The organism is Constrictibacter sp. MBR-5 (genome assembly GCF_040549485.1).
In the GTDB taxonomy this organism is placed as follows: Bacteria; Pseudomonadota; Alphaproteobacteria; order JAJUGE01; family JAJUGE01; genus Constrictibacter.
Genome location: NZ_JBEPTK010000027.1, coordinates 1 through 23493 on the forward strand (window position 1 = coordinate 1; position 23493 = coordinate 23493).

The window sequence follows — 23493 nt, forward strand, 5'->3', positions numbered from 1 at the left end:
TCCGGGCCCTCCGCAACACGCGTCGGGCCCAGCCTATCGGCTGGGGCAGAAATCAATCGGCGACCGGGTCAGTTTTCATGCGGCGGCTACACTGTGGCAGAGACGGACGTGGGCGACCTTCACCGTCACCGGCATGCTGTTCATCAGCACGACCTCGTGGCTCCAGTCGAACTGGTAGGCTTCGCCCGGTGCGAAGCTCAACGGCACGAAGGCCGGCGTGTGCAGTGTCGCGCGGTCGCGCCGCCATCGCCGCGCATAGCGCCGCACCGCGTCGTAGCCGCCGGCATAGCCGAGCCCGCGCAGATCTTCGAACACCCGGATCAACGTCAGCCGCTCGCGCGCCGACTTCTCTGCGTTCGCCGCAAGCAGCCGCTCCAGTTCGTCCCGCCACGGACCGAGCTTCGGATGGGGCTGTTCCGCGCGGGCATAGCTGAAGGCTGTCTCACCCGAGCGCAGAACCTTGCGCACCGTGTTCCGCGACACGTGCAACTCGCGCACGATCTCCTTGATCGCCTTGCCCTGCACCAGAAAGGCGCGCCGGATCCGTGCAATCGTGTCCACGCCCTTCATCCCCCACCCACCCACCGTCATGGCCGGTGGGCAGTCTGATCAACGTCAGCAGCAGGGGGTCATTTTTGGGCTCTGACTCATTTTCGATGCAGTTTGGTGTGTGAGTGGTGCTGATTCACCAAGGGAATCAGCATCATGGCTCCAGGCATGCGTATCGGATCGCTCATCCCAGCTGGGTTGACGGTAACGGAGGTCGTGCCAGGCGCCGAGGTAATCATGGTGACGGCATGCAGCGAAGCGCGGACGGCCGTGTGCCCCTCCTGCGGCCTGACCTCGGGGCGGGTTCATAGCCGCTACGTCCGGCGTATTGCGGACCTGCCGTGTTCCGGACGAGCCGTGCGCATCGGCATCGTCACCCGGCGTTTCCGGTGCGACATCCCGGCCTGCCCGCAGCGGATCTTCGCGGAGCGTTTCGAGGCGGCGGTGCTTCCGGCACGCGCTCGGCGGACGGCGCGTCTCGACGTGCTCGTGTATCATCTCGGCTTGGCGCTGGGCGGTCGACCTGCAGCGAGCTTCGCTAGGCATCTCGGATTGCCTGTGAGCAACGACACGCTACTGCGGCTGGTGCGCCGGCGGGCGCAGGTGCCACGCGAGCCGCTCAAGGTGGTCGGCATCGATGACTGGGCGTTCCGGCGCAATCACCGGTATGGGACGCTGGTGTGCGGCCTGGAGCGTCGGCGCGTCGTGTCGCTGCTGCCAGACCGGGAGACCGCGACCGTCCAGGCTTGGCTCGCGGAACATCCCGGCATCAGCATTCTGGCGCGCGATCGTGGCGGGGGCTACGGCGAGGCGGCGGCGAAGGCGCTGCCCGATGCCGAGCAGGTCGCCGACCGCTGGCATCTGATGGAGAACGCCAGCAGCGCCTTCCTCGACGCAGTCCGCAAATCCATGCGGCCGATCCGCAGCACCCTCGGCGCGGTCACGATCGATCCGAAGCTGCTCTCCGCGGCGGAACGGCTGCAATGTGAAGGCTATCTGCGGCGCGAGGAGTCGCATGCCGCCATCGCCGCGCTGTTGAAGGAGGGCGTGCCGATCAAGCAGATCGTGCGGCGAACCGGGCATAGCCGCGGCCTCGTCCGGCATGTCGCGCGCGGCGTGCGCACCGAGATGTTCCGCGCACGCCAGAGCTCGCTGGAGCGCCAGCTGCCATTGCTCGACGAGCTGTGGATCGGCGGTTGTCGTAAAGGTGCCGAGCTCTGGCGCCGCTTGCGCAGTTCCGGCTTCCAGGGGTCACTCAGAGTGGTGACGGAATGGACAACCCGACGCCGACGCGCCGATCAGGCCAACGGCCAACTGCACAAGCTTCCCAGCGCCAGGACGATCGCCAGACTGATGACCACGGCGCGGGATCACCTGAGCAAAGCCGATACGGTGATGATCGCTGCGATCGAGGCCGGCGTGCCCGCCCTGGTCGCCGCCCGTGACCTCATTGACCGCTTCCATGCCATGATCCGCCGGAAGGCCGGGCGTGACCTCGACCCCTGGATCGAGGAGGCCAAGGCCAGCCTCGTCGCTTCCTTTGCAAATGGCATCACTCGCGACCGTGCCGCCGTGCGCGCGGCGATTATGTCGCCCTGGTCCAACGGACAGACCGAAGGCCAGACACCCGGCTCAAGCTGGTGAAGCGCCAGATGTATGGCCGGGCCAAGATCAACTTGCTTCAAGCCCGCCTCATCGGCGCGTGATCTCATCGTCGTCATCAGAAGTGCGTCAGAGCCAAACTTGCATGCCGAAACACACACAGCCGACAGGGGCGCTCCGCGGCCGCCCCCTGGACCCCAGGCCGGTGCGCCCGGAAGGAGCGCAGCGGGGCTAGCCCCGCACCCCGCCGGGCCGTTCTGCCGCCACTTCCCGGAGCCCAGGCGGGGGATAGATGGTTTCCTGCCAGCGGCGACCGTCTTTCCGTCTGATACAATCACCAGATGAACCATCGGCGGTTCGGACGGTCTGGCTGTCGAGGGCGACGGCTCCCGGCCGGCTCGCTTGCGGTCGGCCATGACGAGCGAATGGTGAACCCGCTGCCATACGCCCTCCCTATCTCAGCGCCGGAAGTAGTAGTAGACGGTCTGCCAGGGCGGCAGGTCGTGCGGCAGCAGACGCCAGACCAGGCCGGCGCGCAGGAAATACAGGATGACGTTCACCAGTCCGCGGGAAGACGCCTTGCGCGATTCGCTTGGGGGATCAGCGGCGCGGTCAGCTTCCACTGACCGTCAGTCAGATCCGGGTCATACGCTCACCGCGGCGGCGGCTTCCGTTTCGGCATTGATGTCCGCGCTCCACGTCGGGTCCGACACCCCATGAATCACACAACTGCCGTCCTGGTAATCCTTCTCAAACATGCTCTCAGAAGATGAAATCGTCTGGGGCGAAGTTGGTCACGGTGAACACGTTCAGGGTCAGCGTGCTGCCGCTTCCGAGGTCGATGACTGTATCGGCCCCGACCTGGGTAGCCGCTGCCTGCACCTGAGTGAAGCTATTGAGCGTGCTGTTGCCGGAGAGGTCGATGATATCCCCAGGTCCGGTTCCGCCCTCGTAGCCGATGATCACGTCCCGGCCCTCGTCGTTGCCGAAGACGAAGCGGTCGATGCCGGCACCGCCGATCAGCACGTCGTCCCCGCCCATGCCCGCAAGGGTGTCGTCGCCAAGTCCGCCGGTCAGCACGTCATCGCCGGCAGTGCCGGTCAGAGACGCCCGGCTAACGCCCGCTAAATTGCTTGCGGTGAGTGTGTGTAGACCGTTGAGCTGTATCTGGAAGTCGGCGACGCCGTCCCCGTCGCTCCCGCCAACCAGATAGGTATCGCCTTGATAGTGATAAGCCCGCAGTTCGCCGATCCCCACCGTATTGGTTGCTGCGGTCATGCCGAGCCACGTGAACCCCTGATTGCCGGCAAGCCCGAGATTCGCGTCGATCTGCGACAAGTCGATCCGGTCACTCGCCTCCCAGTCAGTGATCCGATCGCGGCCTGGCCAACTCACCGGGCTCTCGGCCGCTGCCGTGTAGACGAAGGTGTCGGAACCGGTCCCGCCGGTGAGCATGTCTCGGCCAAGTCCGCCGGTCAGCACGTCGTCGCCGGCAGTGCCGGTCAGCACGTCATCACCGGCAGTGCCGGTCAGCACGTCATCGCCGGCAGTGCCGGTCAGAGACGCCCGGCTAACGCCCGCTAAATTGCTTGCGGTGAGTGTGTGTAGACCGTTGAGCTGTATCTGGAAGTCGGCGACGCCGTCCCCGTCGCTCCCGCCAACCAGATAGGTATCGCCTTGATAGTGATAAGCCCGCAGTTCGCCGATCCCCACCGTATTGGTTGCTGCGGTCATGCCGAGCCACGTGAACCCCTGATTGCCGGCAAGCCCGAGATTCGCGTCGATCTGCGACAAGTCGATCCGGTCACTCGCCTCCCAGTCAGTGATCCGATCGCGGCCTGGCCAACTCACCGGGCTCTCGGCCGCTGCCGTGTAGACGAAGGTGTCGGAACCGGTCCCGCCGGTGAGCATGTCTCGGCCAAGTCCGCCGGTCAGCACGTCGTCGCCGGCACCGCTCTCGTTCTTGTAGGCACCGATACTGCCGGTCAGGACGTCGTCAAAGTCGGATCCGATTATCCGTTCGATGCTGAAAAGGGTGTCGCCGTCGCTCGAAATGCCGCCGTCGGATAGGTTGATCACTGTTATCGCGGGGCCGCCGGCATAGCTTACGGTGTCGAAGCCCGCGCCGCCGCTGAGAATGTCTGCGCCCGCGCCGCCGATCAGCAGGTCGTCGCCGCCCCGCCCCTCCAGGATGTCGTCCCCGCCGCCACCTTCCACGACGTTGGCGCGGTCGTCGCCGGCGAAGACGTCGTCATGGGCCGAGCCGAGGATATTAACCGCACCATAGGGCACAATCCCGTCGGGGCGCCCGCTGGACAGGAGACCAGCTTCCAGGCCAATCGTGACACCGACCGTGGCGGCGGAATAGTCCGCCAGTTCCGTGATCGTCGAATTGTCGGACTCCGGCGAGCGGAAGATGAAATTCTCCGCGGTCACAGCATCCGGGTCGGTGACGCCGACGAGCAGGACCGACTGGCCTTCGCCGAGGCCAACGACGACGGCGAACGAATTCTCCGCGTCCGGGTGGGCCGCGATATAGAGATCGTCACGCGAGGCGACGTCGCCGAGGCCGGTGAGGTCGAGCACGTCGCCGCCCGGCCCGGTCTCGAAGCCGTAGATCGAATCGTGGCCGTCGCCCTCGTTGAAGACGAAGCGGTCGACCGCGCCGTCGAGGGTGCCGCCGACCAGGGTGACGACGCCGCCGATCGTTTCGTAGATCGGGTCGCCGCCGGCCATCACGTCGTTCTCGCCACCGCCCATAATGACGTCGGCACCGCTGCCGCCGGAGAGCAGGTTCCAGCTGTCGCTGCCGATCAGCAGGTCATTGCCCGCGTCGCCGTTCAGTCCCTCACCATGGTCGGCGTTCGGCGCATTCAGCAGGTCGATGATGAAGTCGTCGCCGTCGCCGCCATACATCTGGTCCAAGCCGGCGTCGCCGTAGATCAGGTCGTTACCCGCCCCGCCGACGATGTAGTCGTGGCCGGGGCCGCTCCGCAGCAAATCGTTGCCGTCGTCGCCGAAGATGCTGTCCTCGCCGGCACCGCCATCGATCCAGTCGTTGCCGGCACCGCCATAGAGCTGTTCGGTCAGTTCGATCGGCGGATCGTACTCCTTGCCGACCGCGTCGGGGTCGAGCCCGTCGCCGCCGTCGGCCCCGCCGACGAGCGCATCGCTCCCGTCGTCGCCGTAGATAAGGTTGAGGCCGGCGACACCGTAGATCAGGTCGCCGCCGCCACCGCCGCGCAACACATCATCGCCGCCGAGACCGACGATGATCTCCCGGGCCTCCGTGCCTACGATCTCGTCCGACGCCGACGTTCCTACGAGTATACTCAACGTTTGACTTCTCCGCGGAACAACAGAAAATTCAGGACGCGGCGCAGGATTGGCGCCCGCGCACTCAGCAAGAGCCTACAGGCAAGGGCGGATCTCGTGCCTCATGGCGCTACGAGAAGCTGCATGGAACGGCGCATTATGGCGAGCCTATCTTGCCACGCGGTTAAGTGGGCTTTGAAGGGCCTCAGCGCAAAAGCAGAAGACGTGGACACGAGGTTATGTGGCCGGGCGAGCCTTCCTGCGTAACCACAACTTCGGTTCACCGCATCCCGCGTTGACCCCGTGTTGGAGCGGGCCCCTCGGGCCGGACACGATCATGCGGCGTCTTTGACGGGTGGCTGGGCGTGCTGCTTCTCCAACTGTTCGGGACTGAGGTAGCCAAGCGATGAGTTGAGGCTCCTGGCGTTGTACTTCTCGATAAAGGCCGGATCCTGTGACCGGCGGCGCCGAGTTCCCGGCCCAGGTGATGCGCGCCGCACCAAGCCTCGATGCATGCCGGCAAGCGTCCACAAAACCTGCAACGCCGTCGCGACGAAGCCGTCGGCGCAGAAGAACGGCACCCGCCTCATCCAACCCGACGAGGCTGCACACATTCTTGCCAAAATCAATTTCCAGCACGAAGACCGATATCGGTCCGTTCCTCTCTCGTACAGAACAGAGCGATCCTGCCCGATCGCTCCGGAGGAGGGGCGGACCATCCCATAATCACACAACTGCCGTCCTGGGAATCCTCTCAGAGCATGTTTGAGAAGCGTCAGGTCCATCGTCTGAGCATGATAGCGGACGCAGCGATGAGAATGAGAGCTTCGGCGGTGCGGGTGAGTTGTTCATAGTCGCGCACGAGGCGGCGGGACTTCATGATCCAGGCGAAGCTGCGCTCGAGACGACCCAGCGTCGGCGGATGACGGTGAAGCCCTTGGCGCCGGACGGACGCTTCACGATCTCCAGGGCCATATGCGTCTTGGTCGTCGCCCACCCGACGAGCCTGCCGGCATAACCGCCGTCGGCGTAGACGCGCTCGACGGAGGGGAAGCACGACCGGGACCGGCGGAGCACGCCCTTGGCGCCATCGCGATCCTGTATGTCTGCGGCGTGGACCTCGACTGCAAGCAGGCGGCCGTCGGTGTCGGTCAGGATGTGCCGCTTGCGTCCGTGGATCTTCTTGCCGGCGTCGTAGCCCTTGCATCCCCTTTTTGATCGGCCGTCCGGACGGTCTGGCTGTCGAGGACGGCGGCGGAGGGCGACGGCTCCTCGCGGTCGGCCATCACGAGCGTATGGTGGACCCGCTGCCACACGCCCTCCTGGTCCCACCGCCGGAAGTAGTAGTAGACGGTCTGCCAGGGCGCCAGGTCGTGCGGCAGCAGGCGCCAGGCCGTGCCGGCGCGCAGGAAATAGAGGATCGCGTTCACCAGTTCGCGTGACGACGCCTTGCGCGGCCGCCCGCCGGGGTTCGCTTGGGGGATCAGCGGCGCGATCAGCTTCCACTGATCGTCCGTTAGGTCCGTATCATACGCTCGCCGCTGCGGCGGCTTGTGTGCAGACCATTGAGCTGTAACTGGAAGTCGGCGACGCCGTCCCCGTCGCTCGCGCCAACCAGCGAGCTTAAAAAAAACTGGCACGGGAGGTCGTGATGTTTTTGATAAGGATCGCATCCCTCATGTCTATGATAACGTCCTTTATCATGGGGTATTCGACGCCCAGGACGTCGGCTTTCGCGCTTGCACATAAGTGCTTATGCGGCCTCGGTCTCGCGCGACACAGATATCGCGCTACGCAGCTTTCTGGCGCAGCGCGGCATGAAGAAGCGCGACCTCTCGAAATTCATTGAGGAGGCGGTCAGGTGGCGCGTCTTCGATCAGACCTTGACCGAGGTGCGCAGCAAGTTCGCCGATGTTTCGGCCGAGGAGCTGGAGGCGCTGATCGACGAAGCCCTCGCGGCACCCGCAAGAACAGTGCCGCCGGGGCCGAGTGACGCGTGCGGCTCGTCGTCGATACTAACATCCTGATCAGCGCGCTGCTCGCGGGCGCGTCGTTGCCGGCCCAGCCATTGGGCAAAACCATTTTTCGCGCAAAAAGTAGCACGCACCTAATCTTCATGGAAAGTAACCGTTTTTCACTGTACGCTCGCCAAAAGCGAGCGGCTAATGGGTAAGAGGCAGAAGAGCAGAATTTTGGAGCGCGTGACCGTTTTTCACGACCGGCGGCTCCCCGAGGCAGCGACACCTGTCGGCTACGCTGCTCTGATAGAGGCGTATCGTTTGGCGGTGCCCGTCCCGCGTACTTTGGCCGCGATCGGTCCGCGCCACCGGGTCTATGAACGGGATGGCTGGCGAATCTACACGCCCCGCCATGCGCCGTGTGTCGACCTGGAGGGCCAGCTGACCTTTGCGCTCAAATACGAAGGACTGGACCTACTCGTTCTCAAAACGCTGTTTCGGACAATCGGCCCTGAGCCGATCGAAGCCATCGTCCGCGCTACGCCGACCGGGTCTTACGCGCGGCGTCTATGGTTTCTCTACGAATGGTTGCTGGGGGTGCAGCTCGATCTGCCTTCTGCCAAGAAGAAGGCCTATGTGCCCGTGGTCGATCCTGCGCAGCAATGGGCAACGACGGGGGTCCCGTCGAGCCGGCATCGGGTGCGGAACAACCTCCCCGGCACGCCGGCATTCTGTCCGATGGTCTTCGTGACCGATCAGCTGCGCGCCTTTCATGAGGCTAATCTCGCGGCGCGTGCCCGTGCTGTGATCGCCGACGTTCCCGCAGATCTGCTCTCGCGCACGGCCGCTTTTCTGCTGCTCAAGGACTCCAAGTCGAGCTTCGCGATTGAAGGCGAGCACCCCTCCCAGCGTCGGATCGACCGCTGGGGGCGCGCCATCGCGGAGGCCGGCCGACGACTCATCGACCTCGAGGAGCTACTCCGCCTCCAGCGCATCGTCATTGGAGATGCGCGTTTCGTCCGCCTCGGGCTGCGCCAGGAGGGCGGGTTCGTGGGCGAGCATGATCGCGAAACCCGGACCCCCCTGCCCGATCATATCAGCGCGCGCGCCGAGGATCTGTCGGCGCTCATGCACGGCCTGATCGCTTTTGACCGTACGGTGGCGGAGCTCGACCCGGTCATCGCGGCCGCGATGCTGGCCTTCGGTTTCGTCTACATCCACCCGTTCGAGGACGGAAATGGACGTCTGCACCGCTATCTGATCCACCACGTGCTCGCCGAACGAGGGTTCAACCCGCCCGGCATGGTGTTCCCCGTCTCTGCGGCGATCCTGGACCGTATCCACGATTATCGCGTCGTGCTCGAAAGCTACTCGGCGCGACTCCTGCCTTTGATAGAGTGGGAGCCTACCGAGGCGCACAATGTTCGCGTGCTGAACGATACGGCAGATTGCTACCGCTTCTTCGACGCGACGCCGCATGCTGCGTTTCTGTACGAGTGCGTGCAGCGCACGATCGAGGTCGACCTGCCGGCCGAATCCGCCTTCTTGCGCAACTATGATGCGTTCCGCGTTCACGTACTGGAGATCGTCGACATGCCCGAGCGGACGCTCGACCTGTTGTTTCGCTTTCTACATCAGAACCAGGGTGTGCTCTCGAAGCGCGCCCGCGACGGCGAGTTCGCGAACCTCACTCCAGACGAGATAGCGCGCGTGGAAGCCAGCTATCGTGAGATCTTCCGGCCGAGGAGTGCAGCATGAACCAGCTTCTTCCCAGGAACACTGTCGCACTCCCTGCCCTGGTCACAGCGACCGGTGGTCGCGCCGGCATTCGGTTCCTCGAATTCTTCGCCTCGACCATTCGCAATCCGCACACCAGGCGGGCCTACAGCCGTGCCACCCATGAATTCCTGGCATGGTGCACAGAGCACGGCGTGCAGTCCCTCTGTGACGTGCAGCCACTGCATGTGGCGACATGGATCGAACTGCAGACCAAGACGCACGCGGCACCGACGGTGAAGCAGCGTCTGGCTGCGGTGCGCCAGCTGTTCAACTGGCTGGTGACGGGGCAGATCGTGCCGGTGAACCCGACGGCATCGGTTCGCGGGCCCTCGCACAGCGTGAAGCGCGGCAAGACGCCAGTGCTGGCGCCCGAGGAGGCGCGCGCGCTGATCGACAGCATCGATGTCAGCAAGCCGGCGGGGCTGCGCGACCGCGCCCTGATCGGGATGATGGTCTACAGCTTCGCGCGGGTCGGTGCGGCGCTCGCGATGAAGGTGGAGGACGTCTACGTGCAGAACCGTCGCCTCTGGCTACGGCTGCACGAGAAGGGCGGCAAGCGGCACGAGATGCCCTGCCACCATAACCTGGAGGAGTATCTGACCGCCTATCTCGACGGTGCCGGCCTGCGCGGCGATCCGAAGGGGCCGCTGTTCCGGACGATCGGCCGCGGGACGGGTCGGCTGACGACTACCCCCCTCACCCAGCCGGACGCCTACATGATGATTCGCCGGCGGGCGAAGGCGGCGGGCATCGCGACGTTGGTCGGCAACCACAGTTTTCGGGCGACGGGAATCACGGCCTACCTGAAGAACGGCGGCACGATAGAGAAGGCGGCGGCCATGGCCAATCACTCATCGACACGCACGACCCAACTCTACGATCGGCGCTCTGACGAGGTGACGCTCGACGAGGTCGAGCGGGTGCTGATCTAAGCGTCGGTTTTGAACTCATGCGAGCCTTTTCTCACGGAGATCCGATCCGGCCGCAACCTCCACGATACTATAGCCGAAACCACTCTTCGCGCGAAGGGGAGTTATGCGCCGTATTTTCGTGGAAGGTGACCGCTTTTCACGGCCGGCGGCATCCCTACTCGCAGAGCTATAGATAGCCTCGACCACCCCGCCTCAGAGCCGAGCCAAGTAATGCTGCGTTTTCGCTGATCTAGGCGAGCCGGCGCAACATCAGGCGGATCATTGCGAGACGCATGAATGCGGCGACGGTGCGGGCGTATTGCTCGAAGTCGCCGGCGAGGCGTCGGTTGGACGGTTTGATCTACGCGCTCTTTCCACCCTAACGGCGGCCTCGTGGGGTCAGAGGGGCTGTCTATCGCCGCGCTTTCGGCCCCCGCCTGACGTTTCATTCCGCATCCCGCTTCTAGTGCGTGGCGCCGGTAGACCGGACAGCGACCAAGGATGCTTTGGGAGGCGCAGCGCCCGCCGCTCGTTCCTCTTCCGCGAGGCGCTCCAGATAGCTGGAGCGGAGCGCGCGGTCAGCCGGCTCCCCTATCCCCTACGCCCGCGCCGACTCGTTGGTAGAGCGCGCAGCGGGCCGCCTCATGCCGATGGCTGCCGGTCGTCGCGCATGGCATGCCGGACGATCACGATGAAGACGCCCAGGATGAACCCGCCCATCAGTCCAACGACCGCAATCATGGCGCGTCGAGGGCGGGTTTTCTCCTGCGGGACAACGGCCGGGTCAATGATGCGGAATGCGAATTCGTCCCTCGAGTTCGCAAGCATGATGCGGCGGGTCTCCCCTTCAATCAGGTTGAATAACAAGCGCCGACGCTCGGTGTCGACGGTGACATCGACCTGTTCCTGAAGATAGGCGATGTTCTTTTGAGCTGCTTCGATGTCGCGAGCGCGGCTTTCTCTGTTTATGTAGGAGACAAGTTTGTTCGCCCATTCTGCAGCAAGAACTGGGTCTGTCCAGTCAACTCTTAACGTAACCAAACCCACAAGCTTATCGACTTCTATCTGGCGAATCTGGTCGAACACCTTATACGCATCCCACACCATCCGTCGCTGCCGATCCGCTTCGTTCCGCTCCGCATCGTCTGCCCCCGCATTCCCGCCAATGCTGCGGATCAGCGACGCAATACCATTGAGCGTCCGCGACAGAAGTCCCGGTGGTTCGTCCCGTTCCGGGAGAAGGATCGGCAAGAGCCCCTCTCGCCGGATGAAGTCCTCGGTGAAGCGGCGGGAGCGCATCACCGCGATGGCCTCATCGGCCTTGCTCACACCCGCCTTGCCCGGGATTCGGAAGCCCGCTATCTCCGCTACGCTCGCCAAGGCTCCGCCAGAGGCGCCGCCGGGTGTCGTCTCCTCCGGCGCCGGAGCCAATACAACCTGTCCGCGATAAACATTGTCCATGGATAATGCCACACCGACGGCAACGACAGCAGCGATGAACGAACAGAGAAAGATGACAAGCCGCCCCCGTGAGAGGATCCGCCACAGATCGATCAGTCGGAGTTCACCGTCGTCGCTCGCCGCATGCTGCTGCCTAGCCTCCATCCCATCCACTGCGATAGCTCCCTTACGCCACTCCGGTTACGCGTCCTGGACCGCTTCGCGCTCGCTCGCGCTGGAGTGGCGACCTACGGATGCACCAGCCCGACCAAGCCGTTCACCAAACCAGCTCTCTTGCTTTGCCGAGAGGGTGCGGAGACGGAATCGCGGCCGGAAACTGCGATCGACCCTTGCCGACATGTCTGCTGATCCACTCATCGTACAGCGCGAGACGACGCATCATCCTTGCTCATGACAGCATGGCGGTCGGTTTCCGATCCTTGCTGTCCAGCCATTATCCCAAGGTTCGAATGCTCCCGCGCCGACCCAAGAAGCGCAGTATTCGATCGATGACCTCGTCCTGTTGGTGCTCCGTCATGTCGCTGCCCGACGGGAGGCAGAGGCCGATCTCGAACAGCCGCTGGTCCACACCCCGCCCATGGTATGGCGCCCCCGCGTAGAGAGGCTGCATCTGCATCGGCTTCCAGAGCGGCCGCGACTCGATCTGGTGCTCCAGCAACATCAGCCGCAGGTCTTCCCGACCAGCCCCGACGATCTCGGGATCGACGGTAATGGTCGTCAGCCAACGGGTCGAGGAAAGACCTTGGGGCTCCGGCATGAACCCGATCCCAGTGTGCGCCAACGCGGCACGATATCGCTCGAAAATCGCTCGGCGGCGCGCGACGCGCGCATCCAGCACCTTCATCTGTCCGAGACCGATGGCGGCGCAGATGTTCGAAAGCCGGTAATTGTAGCCGAAGGTCGAGTGCTCGTAATGCGGGGCGGGATCCCGAGCCTGCGTCGACAGAAAACGCGCCTGGTCAGCCCAATCCTTGTGGCGCGTGACGAGCATGCCGCCGCCGGAAGTGGTGATGATCTTGTTGCCGTTGAAGGAAAGGATTGCGGCATCGCCACCCGTTCCTGCCTTGCGACCGTCGCGATAGCTCGCCCCAAGGCTTTCGGCGGAATCCACGATCAGGCGCACGCCGTATTTCGCTGCCAGCCCTTCGAACGCATCGAGATCCACGGACTGCCCGTAGAGATCGGTCGGTACGATGACCTTGGGCAGCCGGTTGTCGCGATCAGCCTTGGCGAGTTCATCCGCCAGCAGGTTGGTATCCATGGTCCAGCTGGCCGGGTCCAGATCGAAAAAGCGCGGCCGCGCGCCCAGATAGTTGACCGGAAAAATACCGCCCGCGAACGTCATGGACGAGATCCAGACCTCGTCCCCCTGCCCCACCCCGGCGATGCGCAGCGCGAGATGCAGGGCGGCCGAACCTGACGATAGGCCCACACAGTGAAGACCGCCGCCCAGATACGCGGCGACAGCTGCTTCGAAAGCGTCGAGCTGCGGGCCGAGCGGTGCCACGAAGTTGGAGGCGAACGCCTCGGCGACGGCAGCCTGCTCGTGCCCCGACATATGAGGGCGGGACAGGTAGATGCGCATAGATTATCCTTTGGCCAACGGTCTCGCCGGATTGCCCACCACCGTGACGCCCGGTGGCACGTCCCGGGTGACGATGGCGCCCATGCCGATGACGGCGCCCGCGCCAACGGCCAGCCCCTGACGTATCACTGCGCCAGAGCCGATATAGGCGTGATCGCCAATTACCACATTACCGTTGACCTTCGCACCGGGGGCGAAGGTGACGTAGTCGCCGATCATGCAGTCGTGCTCGACATAGCTGTACAGGTTGGCATGGAAGCACCGGCCTATGCGGATGTTCGACGTCAAGGTGACGAAGGGGGAGAGGCACGCGCCGTCCTCCACGGTAACATCGTCCATCTGGACCACGTTCGGGGCACGCACCTCGATCAGGGGTATGCCCTGTTCGTCGCAGCGGCGGGCGAGGATTTCGCGCACCCGCGACGACGCAATCGCAATCGCCACGCGCTTCTCGACGTTTTCCAGGGCGAGGAAGCCGGCCCAATCGACGACGCGGTGCCCGTTTACGACCTTCGCCGTCGCGCCGTCGTCGATGAACACCGGTGACCCATCGCCGTACTGCGCCCGCACCAGCGGCATGATGCCCCGGCCACAGCCGCTGGCACCATAGACGCCGACGAGCATGCTCAATTCCCTCTCCCGGTGAACTTCGGCATCGTCGCCTCGCCCGCCGCCGAGATCCCTTCTCGGCGCACGACCTTGAGGATGGTCAGCCAGATGATCTTCAAGTCCAGCCAGAGGCTGCGGTTGTCCACATACCACACATCCAGCGCGAACTTCTCGTCCCACCTGATGGCGTTGCGCCCGTTGACCTGCGCCCAGCCGGTGACGCCCGGGCGCACCTCATGGCGGCGCGCCTGGTCGGGCGAGTAGAGGGGCAGGTACTCCATCAACAGGGGGCGGGGACCGACGAGGCTCATGTCGCCGATGAGCACGTTCCAGAGCTCCGGCAACTCGTCGAGCGAGCAGGCGCGCAAGAAGCGGCCGAGCCGGGGCAGCCGCTCGGCGTCGGGCAAAGGGTTGCCATGTGCGTCGACGGCATTCCGCATGGTGCGGAACTTGACCATTCGAAAAGGCCTTCCGTGCAGGCCGGGGCGAGTCTGCCGAAAGAGCACGGGGGAGCCCATGTACCGGCGGATCAGCAGAGCGATCACCAGCATGACCGGGGCGAGCAGCACGAGGCCTGCGAGGGCGCCGATGATATCGGTCAGTCGTTTCATGACACCGTCTTCGGGCTATAGTCCCATTGCGCCCAGCATTCGGTCGTTCACCTTCCGGACGTCATATTTCTCGACGACGAGGTTGCGGGCCGCAGATCCCATGGGTCCAATCAATTCCGGGGTATCGAGATAGCGCTCCATCGCCTCGGCGAGGGACGGGGCATCCCGCACCGGCACCAGGAATCCCGTGACGCCCGGTCGCACCGTCTCGCGGCATCCGGGGGCATCGGTGGTGATGATGGGTCGACCCATCGCCATAGCCTCCAGGACAGTGCGGGGCGTGCCCTCGCGATAACTGGGGAGAACATAGACGTGGCTCGCCGCAATGGCGGGTCGTACGTCCTCCAGCGCCCCATGCCAGATGATGTCTCCCGCCGCCACCCAGCCGCGCACCTCGTTCTCGGACAGCGCATCCGGGTTCGGGTCCAATCCGCCGACCAGATGGAAGCGGGCTTCCGGATGTCGCTGGCGCACGATCGCGGCCGCCCGCGCATACTCCCTGATTCCCTTGTCCCCCAGCAGCCGCGCGATCAGCAGGAACTGTACCGGCCCATCGGGCAAGGCTGCAGGCGTGAAGGCTTCTACGTCGACCCCGGATCCGCGCAGCACAACCATCGGGACGCTCTGCGCCACCAGTCCGAGCTTCACGAAATCGTCGCGATCATCGGGATTTTGGAAGAACACGAGCGTCGCCCGGCGCAACGCCCGCGCATAGAGCCATCGAGCGACCCACTGCACAAGCGCACGCTTGCCCCGGGCCTCCCCAGTGAAGGCGTAGCCAAGTCCCGTGATCAGGGCGACCCGCCGCCGGACGCCGGCTAAGCCCGCGGCCAGCAGCCCCCAAATCACTGGTTTGATCGTGTAGGCAAGACACACATCCGGCCGAACTCGCCGAGCGAGAACAACGAGGGTCGCCAGCGCCTTCAAATCCCGGACGGGGTTCAGGCCCGCACGCGCGAGGGGCGCATCGTGGCAGGTAACGCCCCGTGCCTCGAGCCAGTGGCGTGTATCTTGGTCCGATCGGAGGCCAGGAGCTGCAGCATGCACTTTGTGACCCCGTGCTCGCAACTCCGCGATCAGCGCCCCGCGGAAGTTGCAGAGCGAAGACGCGAGGCCGGCGATGACCAGGATATTCACTTGCGCCCTCTCACTCGTAAGCCCGCCGGATCAGCCTGCTGCGTCGCCACTATAGGCTTACCTCTGTCTCGTTTTGCGCACTAGAGAGCTCCCTTTGGCGCCGCCCCCTGAGCAGCAGACAGTGGCAGCGGGGGTTCCGCCTAGCTGCGCCGAGTAGACACAAACGGTGCCGAGGCATGGAAGATGATCGCAGGAAGAAAGAAGCCCAACACCAACGCACGGATCTCACCTGTGTAGAATGTGTTAGTTCCAGCCATGGCTGCCTTTGATGCACTCGCGGCGGCGAATCCAGAATCTCCCGCAGCAATGCGCGTCCACCAAAGAACCCGCCAAGGAAAATTATCAAGCATACGTTAGCGTTTATAAAATTGAACTCCTGCTACCCAAAGTTTCTGATCCCATACGATATATGTCCTCCGCCGTCACTCGCCACCAAAAAACCAATATATAGTGGCTGGCGATAGAAAAATACCGCAATGAACAGCATCGCAAGCCTAATGAAATCGCGCTCATTCGTATCGTGAGCGAAGAGAAAGAGCATAGACAATATTGATCAGTTCAGCAAGATTAGTACTAATCCAGCGACATCCATATGCCCCTCATAATAGCGGAGCCCGACTCCTCCAAAACCAATGAAAGAGGGGCATTCCGGGGAATGCCGACTCAACTCGTCCACGCTAGCAGCTCAACGCCCCCGGTAGTTCCACTTTTATCTAGATACGCCGGCCCCGTCGGAGCAGCACGGTAGAACAGTTTTAGAAGAGACGATTATTCCTACGCCCCCTGACGGCTCTTCCGTAGAGTCAGACAAAAGTGGCTTTGCAAGAAATAGGCCGCGGTTCGATTCCGGAATAAAAGCCGACCCAGCAATCCCAGCCGGCGATCCGATGTCCACTTAATACGGGGCGACGTAAATCCGTGCTGACTCAGCAAACGCGCCCATACCTCAGGTGGTTGGTGAACCGGCCAATCTATCGTGGGCGCAACGGGATTGCGCACCCCAATATCTCCAAAGAAATTCCTGTTTGAACAATCGGCAACAACCAAAAATCCACCGTCCGTTATAAGCGCGCTAACCATATCAAAGAACGCGGCATAACGGCGCTGCGAATTTATATCTTTTGAAAGAGTACGACATGCATCTTCGTCAAAATGATTTATCGTATTATGGATAATAACCACGTCGAATTGGATATCCGTACTGTAATCTTGCAATAAGCGAGGAACAATTTCAACAATCCGATGCGTATCGAATATCGACCCCATGGAGTTAGCCGACTTGACCATCGTGCTCCGGCTGCCATCGACTTCCGGCTCAAGGCAAATCACACGCTTTGCACCGCCGGCCGCCGCAAAATAACTAGCATATCCGGTACCCCCGCCGATATCCAGCACCGTTGAGCCCGAAAAATCTACATCCGCAAAAACATAGTCATAATACCTTAGCCAATGTTGCCCGTTACCGCCCAACTTCGTAATGGCGTTGGCAAAATCCTCTCGCTTCCTTGCGCGATCTGCGGTTTGCACTTCTGACATAAATTCTATCCCTGCTTACAGTATTGTTAATCGGGCCAGCGATCACTTTGCTCGCCCACTGCTACCGCGTGGTAGAGCGCAGCATAGCGATCCACGACAGACCCCACCGAGTACCGACATTCAATGCGCCTACGCGCAGCTTCTCCGCGGCGATACAGGTCCTCTTTGGGTAAGGCAAGAGCAGTCAAAAGCTTTTCCGCAAGGGCCACGCTGTCGCGCGGCGGTGCAGTCCAACCAGTATCGCCAACGATTTCAGCGGCATCGCCTACATCAGTCGTGACGCACGGTAAGCCACAAGCCATCGCTTCACCCAACACATTTGGGAACCCTTCGGCCTTGGAGCTCAAGCACAGTAGATCAAACGCCGGCATAAGATCCGGAACGTCGCTTCGTTCTCCGAGAAGCCGAACACGGTCCCTCGGCAGATCAGTCGGAACCGCATTGTCTAAATCTCGGCCGACCAATACGACGTGCACGCCGGGATACGCCGCAAGGACTCGACGACACGCAAGGAAGAAGTTCAGGGGATCTTTCGCACTGTGATTGCGGCCGACAAACCCAAGGAGCCGCGAGTCGTCGCTATAACCTAGTTTGCGCCGGACCTCCGACCTCTTTGAGACAGACGGCCTCCATCTCAAGGTGTCGATTGCATTCGGGAGTACGATGGAATTTTCGCTACGAAATCCGAATACTTCGTGCTGAGTACGCGATCGGGCGCTGTTGTAGATGATGCGGTCCGGACGCGACGACCAGAACCGCCCCATGTACAGGGCAAACCGCGTGCTCCACGACATGTCGCCTGGGGCTTCGAGAGACGTTCGCACATTCCAGCAGAGGCGCATAGGTGAGTCGGCCGCGAACCGCGCGAGGGAGCCGAAGAGGTTGCCATGGTACATCCAGCCTTGCACGATATTAGGCTTTTCTGCGGATATAATCGATCGGAGTCGGAGGATACTTGTCAAGCTCAACCGCCCAGGTGGCAGATTTAAACAGACGACGGGAATGCCTGCCTCCCGCAGCAACGCGCCATAATGCCCCTCACCCATCAATGATACAATACGATTGCGGAAATCACCCTCCAATCCGCCGGTAAGCAGGGCGTATAACGCTCGCTCGGCTCCACCGACATTGAGGCCGGTTATAACATGAGTAATACTCAATCGGTGTCCATTCATGTCTTGCGCGGTGCCCTGAGATAGGCGACCAGCGAAAGAGCTGCAGCACCCAGATAGGTTGCGGGATAAATTGCCAGAATTGGCATCTCGTGCCCGAGACGAAGAGAAGCAGCTACCGATATTATCGATAACGGAGCCACTATCATGTAGCAGATAGGTATGGACGATGCTCGACCCGAATGAACGAGTAGGGGATCAAGCACCATTTTCTTTAACCGGTCTATTACGACTGCAAACGAAACAGCAGCGAACGCAACTCCGGAAAAAACACCTCTGGAATTCATTAATACGACCCCCGTCCGGTCGAGTACTGCTAAAGCGCCAAAAAGCACCGCGGCTAATCCGCCTGATACCGCGGCGCCTCGCAATAGTGATGCGCGAAATTCTGACGAATTGCCCTGCGCCGCACTCTTATATGCGCGCGGCACAACGGCGAAGCTCGCTACATTGATAACAACTCCAACAGTTCTCTGGGCAAGATCAACACACAAAGAAAACAACCCTAGCAGCTGAGGATTGCCGAACAGCATGATCGAATATCGAACGCCGAGAATCAAAGCGGTTTCGGAGAAACTTGAAACCGTAAATGAGATACCGACACCAGCACTGCTCCGTAGCATCGCACGGTCCGGCCAGCGTGGAACTGGCGCCCCGCATAGGAGCCATCCCACTACGAACCCCGCGAAGTAGCCGAACACGTACGCCCAAATTCCGGTGGGCACGCTGGGACTGGCCGAAACCTCCCAGAGGACAAGGGTGAGGGTGATCAGCGCCTGCGTTAACCCTGCCATCCCGTAGCGCCAAAACTGCAGCCGAGCACGGAGGATCGGCTGGGAAGCTGTAAAGAGCGCGAGGGAGCTATAAAGCAATAACCATGGCAATTCGATTAGCCCGAAGCTGACCAACCCCATGCCTAAGGTTGAAAATGAGCCAACAGCAACGAACAGAGCGCCAAATATCTGAGAGTCATATCGGTTTCCGGCTCCTTTCATCGAGAATTCTGCGTACAGCGGTACAATGGCGTGGAAGATTGGCCCGGTTGAGAGTGCAGCCACGGCTGCGCAACTAGCGAGTACTAAGCTGAACTGCCCGTACTGTCCGACCAATAGAAAATCGGCTACAGCTAGCAGCGAGACAATATTTATGATTCCTGGAGCTACTCGTGCCGCAAATATTTCCACTAAACGCAACATTGCAGGTTCCCATCAATGCTGTAATGTTACGGCTACGCGGGATATCTTTTGCCCTTAAACTTTAACAGGCGGACAATAGAGGCCACGCTATTCAAAAAAACGCCCATTATGAAGATTTGGCGCGCGAAGGACAAAAGATTATCAAGACCATTCCGATGGGCGTAAACGGCGAAGGTAGACCCTAGAATTACCAGAGTTATCCGCACAAGTCCTTTCTGTGTGGCGGCGCATCTGTTCATTACGTATAAGCCTCCCAGAAAAATTACTGCCAGGATCATCACTCCTAGTATACCCATGAATGCAAACCCGCTAGCATAATAGCTTCCAGCGAGGCCGAAGCTAATTCTATAAGGCATCATGGCTGTCAGATGTTTGTTGAAAAAGCTCGTTTCAACGCCGAACGCACTGGGCACCAGCAGTACATTTCCGAATATTGCGAGAAAAAACTCGTCGACGGGGAGGACAACATCATGCGCAATAATATATTCAAGGAAATTATACGTGACCATTGGCTCAAACGACGACAGTTGTGCCGCAATGAAGTTGCGATCGGCCAGTCGCAATATTATGTCAATATCTGATAACTTGACCGCCAAGTAAACCAATTTTCCATATAATAAAAACACAAAAGATAAACCAACTAACAGAACGGTTGAGAATGATGGTACAGGCTTTATCTTTTCTTGGTTCAGTGAATAGAATATTAAGACCGCACCGACAGCAATTGCAGGAATAGTTCGGTCACCCATCAAGAAGTATACAACGAGTAGTATTGTATGAACTGCCAGATGCCCTGTGGATCGCACTGCCACCGACGCCAGCAGACCAAATAATAATGACCATCTCCACAGCGTTACCACTGCTCCCTCCTCGACCGCCCCGCGAGGCTCCAAGAAGAACAGCGGGCCCCAGGATATTACGAGGTAAAAAAAGCCAGCTACGGCGATCACGCTCGCGGCCCATAACTGACCTAGTTTTACCTGTGCGCCAGCTGGCTTATCTACCGGGATTCTTGGAAAAATCATCAACAGAAAAATGAACATCATCCATACTAGTATATATATTGAAATCGAAGCGCTGGTTGCCGACTGGAACACTCCAGGGGCGCCGTATGATATGTGCACCGGCGAGTAGTATCCAATAATCGCTGGAATAGAGTATATCGCCGTCCCTAGTGCGCCGAGTGACAGAAACGAATTCCATCCAAACCGCGCGAATGATAATGCAGCGGCGGCGACAACCAGCAGTAATAATACAATGTTAAGCATTGAAATTAATGATTATAGCGCTTTGCTGCGATGCGTCACAGCCGCACATCGCTGTCACCTGCCGGCAGGAGATATTTAAGATCGTAGAGCACATGACCTTCACGGCCGAAGCTGCGCAGTCCTGTCGCACCGATCTCGCGGAATGCGTCGTGCGCAACCGCCAGCACGATGCCGTCATAGACACCAACCTCGGGCGAAGCAACGGGGGCGATACCGTACTCGTGCCCGGCCTCCTCCGCGTCGACCCACGGGTCGTAGACGTCCACGCCGATCCCGAACTCCTGCAATTCGGACACGATGTCGACGACGCGCGTGTTACGCAGGTCGGGGCAATTCTCCTTGAAGGCCAAGCCCATCACGAGAACCCGCGCCCCGTTCACATGAATGCGCCGCCTGAGCATCTCCTTGACGAGTTGTCCGGCCACATAGGCTCCCATCCCGTCGTTCAGCCGCCGCCCGGCCAGTATAATCTGGGGGTGGTAGCCGATCGCCTCCGCCTTATGCGTCAGGTAATAGGGGTCGACGCCGATGCAGTGCCCGCCGACGAGGCCGGGGCGAAACGGCAGAAAGTTCCACTTCGTGCCCGCAGCCTGCAGGACCGCTTCGGTATCTATCCCCATGCGATTGAAGATCACCGCCAACTCGTTGATGAGGGCGATGTTCAGGTCGCGCTGGGTGTTCTCGATCACCTTTGCGGCCTCGGCCACGCGAATGGACGGCGCCTTGTGAGTCCCGGCGGTGATGATGGAAGCATAGAGCGCATCGACGAAATCGGCCGCCCGCGGGGTCGAGCCCGACGTCACCTTCGTGATCGTGGGGAGCCGGTGAAGCTTGTCGCCCGGATTGATCCGCTCCGGGCTGTAGCCGGCGAAGAAGTCCTCGTTGAAGCGCAGGCCCGAACAATGCTCGAGGACCGGCACGCAGTCCTCCTCTGTGGCGCCGGGGTAGACGGTAGACTCGTAGATCACAATGTCGCCGCGCTTCAAAACCCGGCCGATCGCCTCGGAGGCCTTGATCAGCGGCGTCAGGTCCGGCCGCTTGTGACGATCGATCGGCGTCGGAACGGTGACGATGAAGGTGTTGCAGTCGCCGAGTGCACGGTGTTCGCTGGTGAAGCGAAGATGCACTGCCTGCCCGAGTTCCTCTTGCGCGACTTCGAGTGTCGAGTCGCGGCCCGCCGCCAAGGCGGCGATACGGGCCTCGTTGATGTCATAGCCGACGACGCTCCGGGACTTGCCGAACTCCACCGCCAACGGCAGACCGACATACCCCAGCCCGATCACCGCGATACGCGCGTTCTCAAGCGTAAGATCGAACATGAAATCCTCAAACGTGGTAGTAGTCGCGATACCAGCGAACGAACCGGGCAACCCCCTCGCGCACCGGGGTCTGGGGCCGATAGCCGGTCAGCCGCTCCAGCAGTGATGCATCCGCCCACGTCGCGGGTACATCGCCCGTTTGCATCGGCATGTAGTTGCGGATCGCCTTGCGCCCGAGTTCCTGTTCGATGGCTTCGACGAAGTCCAGAAGCCGCACCTTTTCCGAGTTGCCGATGTTGACGACCCGGAACGGCGCCGCGGGCGACAGGCTGTCACCGGCAACCGCCGTGTCGCTGCCGCCGGGAACCGCATCGATCAGCCCGCGGATGCCGCGCACCAAGTCCTCCACATACGTGAAGTCCCGCCACATTTCTCCACGGTTGTAGATATCGATCGGCGTGCCTTCCAGTATCCCTTTTGTGAACTTGAACAATGCCATGTCCGGCCTTCCCCAGGGACCATAGACCGTGAAGAAGCGGAACATGGTGACCGGAACCCCATAGACGTGCGCCCAGGCATGGCCCATCGACTCGTTGGCCTTCTTGGTGGCCGCGTAGATGGTCAGCTGCGTATCGGCCTTCTGACGCTCGTCGAAAGGCATCTCTTCGTTGGCCCCGTAGACCGAACTGGTCGAGGCCATCAGCAAATGTCTGACGCCTACCGCCCGTGCGGCCTCCATGACGTTCAGGGTTCCGACGATGTTGGAGTCGATATAGGCGCGGGGATTCTCCAGGCTGTACCGCACGCCCGCCTGGGCAGCCAAGTGCACGATGACGTCGGGCGCAAAGTCGGCCACGGCCGTTTCCAGCGATTTCCGGTCCTCGAGCATCGCCTCGGTACGGCGGAAACCCGGGTTCTGCAGCAGCGTGGCGTGGCGCCGCTGCTTCAGCGTCACGTCATAGTAATCGGTCATCCCATCGTAGCCGGAGATCTGGAATCCCTCGGACAAAAGGAGTCGAGACAGGTGAAATCCGATAAAGCCTGCCGTCCCGGTGACAAGAACGCGCGTCATACGTCTCTCTATACTCTCACTCGCCGATGCTCTTACCGACCACGGGAACGACGTCCAGGGCGGACGCAAGACTCTGCATGAGCGGCACGCGGACCTGAGCGGAGGGACGGTTTCCGCCGCTTTGTCAGATCAGGAGACGGCCGCGCGGGCGCCGCTGAGGCCGTTGATCACGTCGACATGGGATTCTCGACATCTCCGAAAGGGGTATGCCCCTCGGGCGGGGAAAGTGCACGAGTCCGTCCTCAAGCGCCAGCCCCTACTTGATGCAACATCTGTGACAGATGTCGCCAGCCTGACAGGTGCTTCGCCTTCTACCCGCATTCGGCCCCGTAAACCAGCTTCTGGGCGCGGGCCTTGGCACCGCTGCTCTGACCGCCTCGAATGTGCGCTGGTCCATCGACTTCGTCCACGACCAACTGGCCAAGGGGCTTCGCGGAAGTCGATGACGGGGCCGGCACTGCAAGGTTGGAGGA

The 23493-nt window shown here is 61.5% G+C and carries 17 protein-coding genes and 3 pseudogenes; 4 read left to right on the forward strand and 16 right to left on the reverse strand.

What is annotated here, in order from left to right:
- Nucleotides 1-90 precede the first annotated feature (90 nt).
- A pseudogene (locus tag ABIE65_RS26725) lies at nucleotides 91-570 on the reverse strand (IS21 family transposase); the annotation flags it as partial.
- Nucleotides 571-705: 135 nt separating this feature from the next.
- Here ABIE65_RS26725 and ABIE65_RS26730 point away from each other — a divergent pair.
- Nucleotides 706-2255 (forward strand): annotated as a pseudogene (locus tag ABIE65_RS26730) (ISL3 family transposase).
- A 354-nt stretch (nucleotides 2256-2609) separates the two neighbouring features.
- Here ABIE65_RS26730 and ABIE65_RS26735 read toward each other — a convergent pair.
- From ABIE65_RS26735 to ABIE65_RS26750, 4 genes and pseudogenes are all read right to left on the reverse strand, one after another.
- Complete coding sequence (locus tag ABIE65_RS26735; RefSeq protein WP_354081816.1) at nucleotides 2610-2774, reverse strand: transposase; 165 nt, start codon at nucleotides 2772-2774, stop codon at nucleotides 2610-2612.
- 139 nt (nucleotides 2775-2913) lie between these two features.
- Nucleotides 2914-5487 (reverse strand): calcium-binding protein, encoded by a 2574-nt coding sequence (locus ABIE65_RS26740; protein WP_354081817.1) that lies wholly within the window; start codon nucleotides 5485-5487, stop codon nucleotides 2914-2916.
- Nucleotides 5488-5801: 314 nt separating this feature from the next.
- Nucleotides 5802-6047, reverse strand: a complete 246-nt coding sequence (locus tag ABIE65_RS27925; protein WP_502918580.1) for a hypothetical protein — start codon at nucleotides 6045-6047, stop codon at nucleotides 5802-5804.
- Nucleotides 6048-6241: 194 nt separating this feature from the next.
- Nucleotides 6242-6965: pseudogene (locus ABIE65_RS26750) on the reverse strand (IS5 family transposase).
- A 240-nt stretch (nucleotides 6966-7205) separates the two neighbouring features.
- Here ABIE65_RS26750 and ABIE65_RS26755 point away from each other — a divergent pair.
- From ABIE65_RS26755 to ABIE65_RS26765, 3 genes are all read left to right on the forward strand, one after another.
- Nucleotides 7206-7493 carry a ribbon-helix-helix domain-containing protein gene (locus ABIE65_RS26755; protein ID WP_354081818.1) on the forward strand — a complete coding sequence of 96 codons (288 nt, stop codon included), beginning with the start codon at nucleotides 7206-7208 and terminating at the stop codon, nucleotides 7491-7493.
- Between the two features lie 174 nt (nucleotides 7494-7667).
- Nucleotides 7668-9182: a Fic family protein gene (locus tag ABIE65_RS26760; protein ID WP_354081835.1), complete on the forward strand. Its 1515-nt coding sequence runs from the start codon at nucleotides 7668-7670 to the stop codon at nucleotides 9180-9182.
- Nucleotides 9179-10135 (forward strand): tyrosine-type recombinase/integrase, encoded by a 957-nt coding sequence (locus ABIE65_RS26765; RefSeq protein WP_354081819.1) that lies wholly within the window; start codon nucleotides 9179-9181, stop codon nucleotides 10133-10135. The genes ABIE65_RS26760 and ABIE65_RS26765 overlap by 4 nt, the downstream gene beginning before the upstream one ends.
- Before the next feature lie 621 nt (nucleotides 10136-10756).
- Here ABIE65_RS26765 and ABIE65_RS26770 read toward each other — a convergent pair.
- From ABIE65_RS26770 to ABIE65_RS26820, 11 genes are all read right to left on the reverse strand, one after another.
- Complete coding sequence (locus tag ABIE65_RS26770; RefSeq protein WP_354081836.1) at nucleotides 10757-11719, reverse strand: GNVR domain-containing protein; 963 nt, start codon at nucleotides 11717-11719, stop codon at nucleotides 10757-10759.
- A 289-nt stretch (nucleotides 11720-12008) separates the two neighbouring features.
- Nucleotides 12009-13160, reverse strand: coding sequence for a DegT/DnrJ/EryC1/StrS family aminotransferase (locus ABIE65_RS26775; protein WP_354081820.1), 1152 nt, complete (start codon nucleotides 13158-13160; stop codon nucleotides 12009-12011).
- A gap of 3 nt (nucleotides 13161-13163) precedes the next feature.
- Nucleotides 13164-13784, reverse strand: coding sequence for an acetyltransferase (locus ABIE65_RS26780; protein ID WP_354081837.1), 621 nt, complete (start codon nucleotides 13782-13784; stop codon nucleotides 13164-13166).
- A gap of 2 nt (nucleotides 13785-13786) precedes the next feature.
- Nucleotides 13787-14380 carry a sugar transferase gene (locus tag ABIE65_RS26785; protein WP_354081821.1) on the reverse strand — a complete coding sequence of 198 codons (594 nt, stop codon included), beginning with the start codon at nucleotides 14378-14380 and terminating at the stop codon, nucleotides 13787-13789.
- 15 nt (nucleotides 14381-14395) lie between these two features.
- Nucleotides 14396-15517 (reverse strand): glycosyltransferase family 4 protein, encoded by a 1122-nt coding sequence (locus ABIE65_RS26790; RefSeq protein ID WP_354081822.1) that lies wholly within the window; start codon nucleotides 15515-15517, stop codon nucleotides 14396-14398.
- 774 nt (nucleotides 15518-16291) lie between these two features.
- Nucleotides 16292-17053, reverse strand: coding sequence for a class I SAM-dependent methyltransferase (locus ABIE65_RS26795; RefSeq protein ID WP_354081823.1), 762 nt, complete (start codon nucleotides 17051-17053; stop codon nucleotides 16292-16294).
- 26 nt (nucleotides 17054-17079) lie between these two features.
- Entirely contained in the window at nucleotides 17080-18228 is a 1149-nt protein-coding gene (locus ABIE65_RS26800) for a glycosyltransferase family 4 protein (protein ID WP_354081824.1), read from the reverse strand.
- Nucleotides 18225-19421, reverse strand: coding sequence for a polysaccharide biosynthesis protein (locus ABIE65_RS26805; RefSeq protein ID WP_354081825.1), 1197 nt, complete (start codon nucleotides 19419-19421; stop codon nucleotides 18225-18227). Before ABIE65_RS26805 ends, ABIE65_RS26800 begins: the two co-directional genes overlap by 4 nt.
- Nucleotides 19422-19453: 32 nt before the next feature.
- Complete coding sequence (locus tag ABIE65_RS26810; protein WP_354081826.1) at nucleotides 19454-20464, reverse strand: hypothetical protein; 1011 nt, start codon at nucleotides 20462-20464, stop codon at nucleotides 19454-19456.
- A gap of 260 nt (nucleotides 20465-20724) precedes the next feature.
- Nucleotides 20725-22059 carry a Vi polysaccharide biosynthesis UDP-N-acetylglucosamine C-6 dehydrogenase TviB gene (gene tviB, locus ABIE65_RS26815; protein ID WP_354081827.1) on the reverse strand — a complete coding sequence of 445 codons (1335 nt, stop codon included), beginning with the start codon at nucleotides 22057-22059 and terminating at the stop codon, nucleotides 20725-20727.
- Nucleotides 22016-23020: an NAD-dependent epimerase/dehydratase family protein gene (locus tag ABIE65_RS26820; RefSeq protein ID WP_354081828.1), complete on the reverse strand. Its 1005-nt coding sequence runs from the start codon at nucleotides 23018-23020 to the stop codon at nucleotides 22016-22018. The genes tviB and ABIE65_RS26820 overlap by 44 nt, the downstream gene beginning before the upstream one ends.
- Nucleotides 23021-23493 lie beyond the last annotated feature (473 nt).

What these genes read in the sequence shown, in the direction of transcription:
- ABIE65_RS26770 (WP_354081836.1), bottom strand. Translation starts at nt 11,719, where the DNA reads ATGGAGGCTAGGCAGCAGCATGCGGCGAGCGACGACGGTGAACTCCGA.
- ABIE65_RS26805 (WP_354081825.1), bottom strand. Translation starts at nt 19,421, where the DNA reads ATGTTGCGTTTAGTGGAAATATTTGCGGCACGAGTAGCTCCAGGAATC.
- ABIE65_RS26780 (WP_354081837.1), bottom strand. Translation starts at nt 13,784, where the DNA reads ATGCTCGTCGGCGTCTATGGTGCCAGCGGCTGTGGCCGGGGCATCATG.
- ABIE65_RS26765 (WP_354081819.1), top strand. Translation starts at nt 9,179, where the DNA reads ATGAACCAGCTTCTTCCCAGGAACACTGTCGCACTCCCTGCCCTGGTC.
- ABIE65_RS26795 (WP_354081823.1), bottom strand. Translation starts at nt 17,053, where the DNA reads ATGTCAGAAGTGCAAACCGCAGATCGCGCAAGGAAGCGAGAGGATTTT.
- ABIE65_RS26775 (WP_354081820.1), bottom strand. Translation starts at nt 13,160, where the DNA reads ATGCGCATCTACCTGTCCCGCCCTCATATGTCGGGGCACGAGCAGGCT.
- ABIE65_RS26800 (WP_354081824.1), bottom strand. Translation starts at nt 18,228, where the DNA reads ATGAATGGACACCGATTGAGTATTACTCATGTTATAACCGGCCTCAAT.
- ABIE65_RS26820 (WP_354081828.1), bottom strand. Translation starts at nt 23,020, where the DNA reads ATGACGCGCGTTCTTGTCACCGGGACGGCAGGCTTTATCGGATTTCAC.
- ABIE65_RS26810 (WP_354081826.1), bottom strand. Translation starts at nt 20,464, where the DNA reads ATGTTCATTTTTCTGTTGATGATTTTTCCAAGAATCCCGGTAGATAAG.
- ABIE65_RS26785 (WP_354081821.1), bottom strand. Translation starts at nt 14,380, where the DNA reads ATGAAACGACTGACCGATATCATCGGCGCCCTCGCAGGCCTCGTGCTG.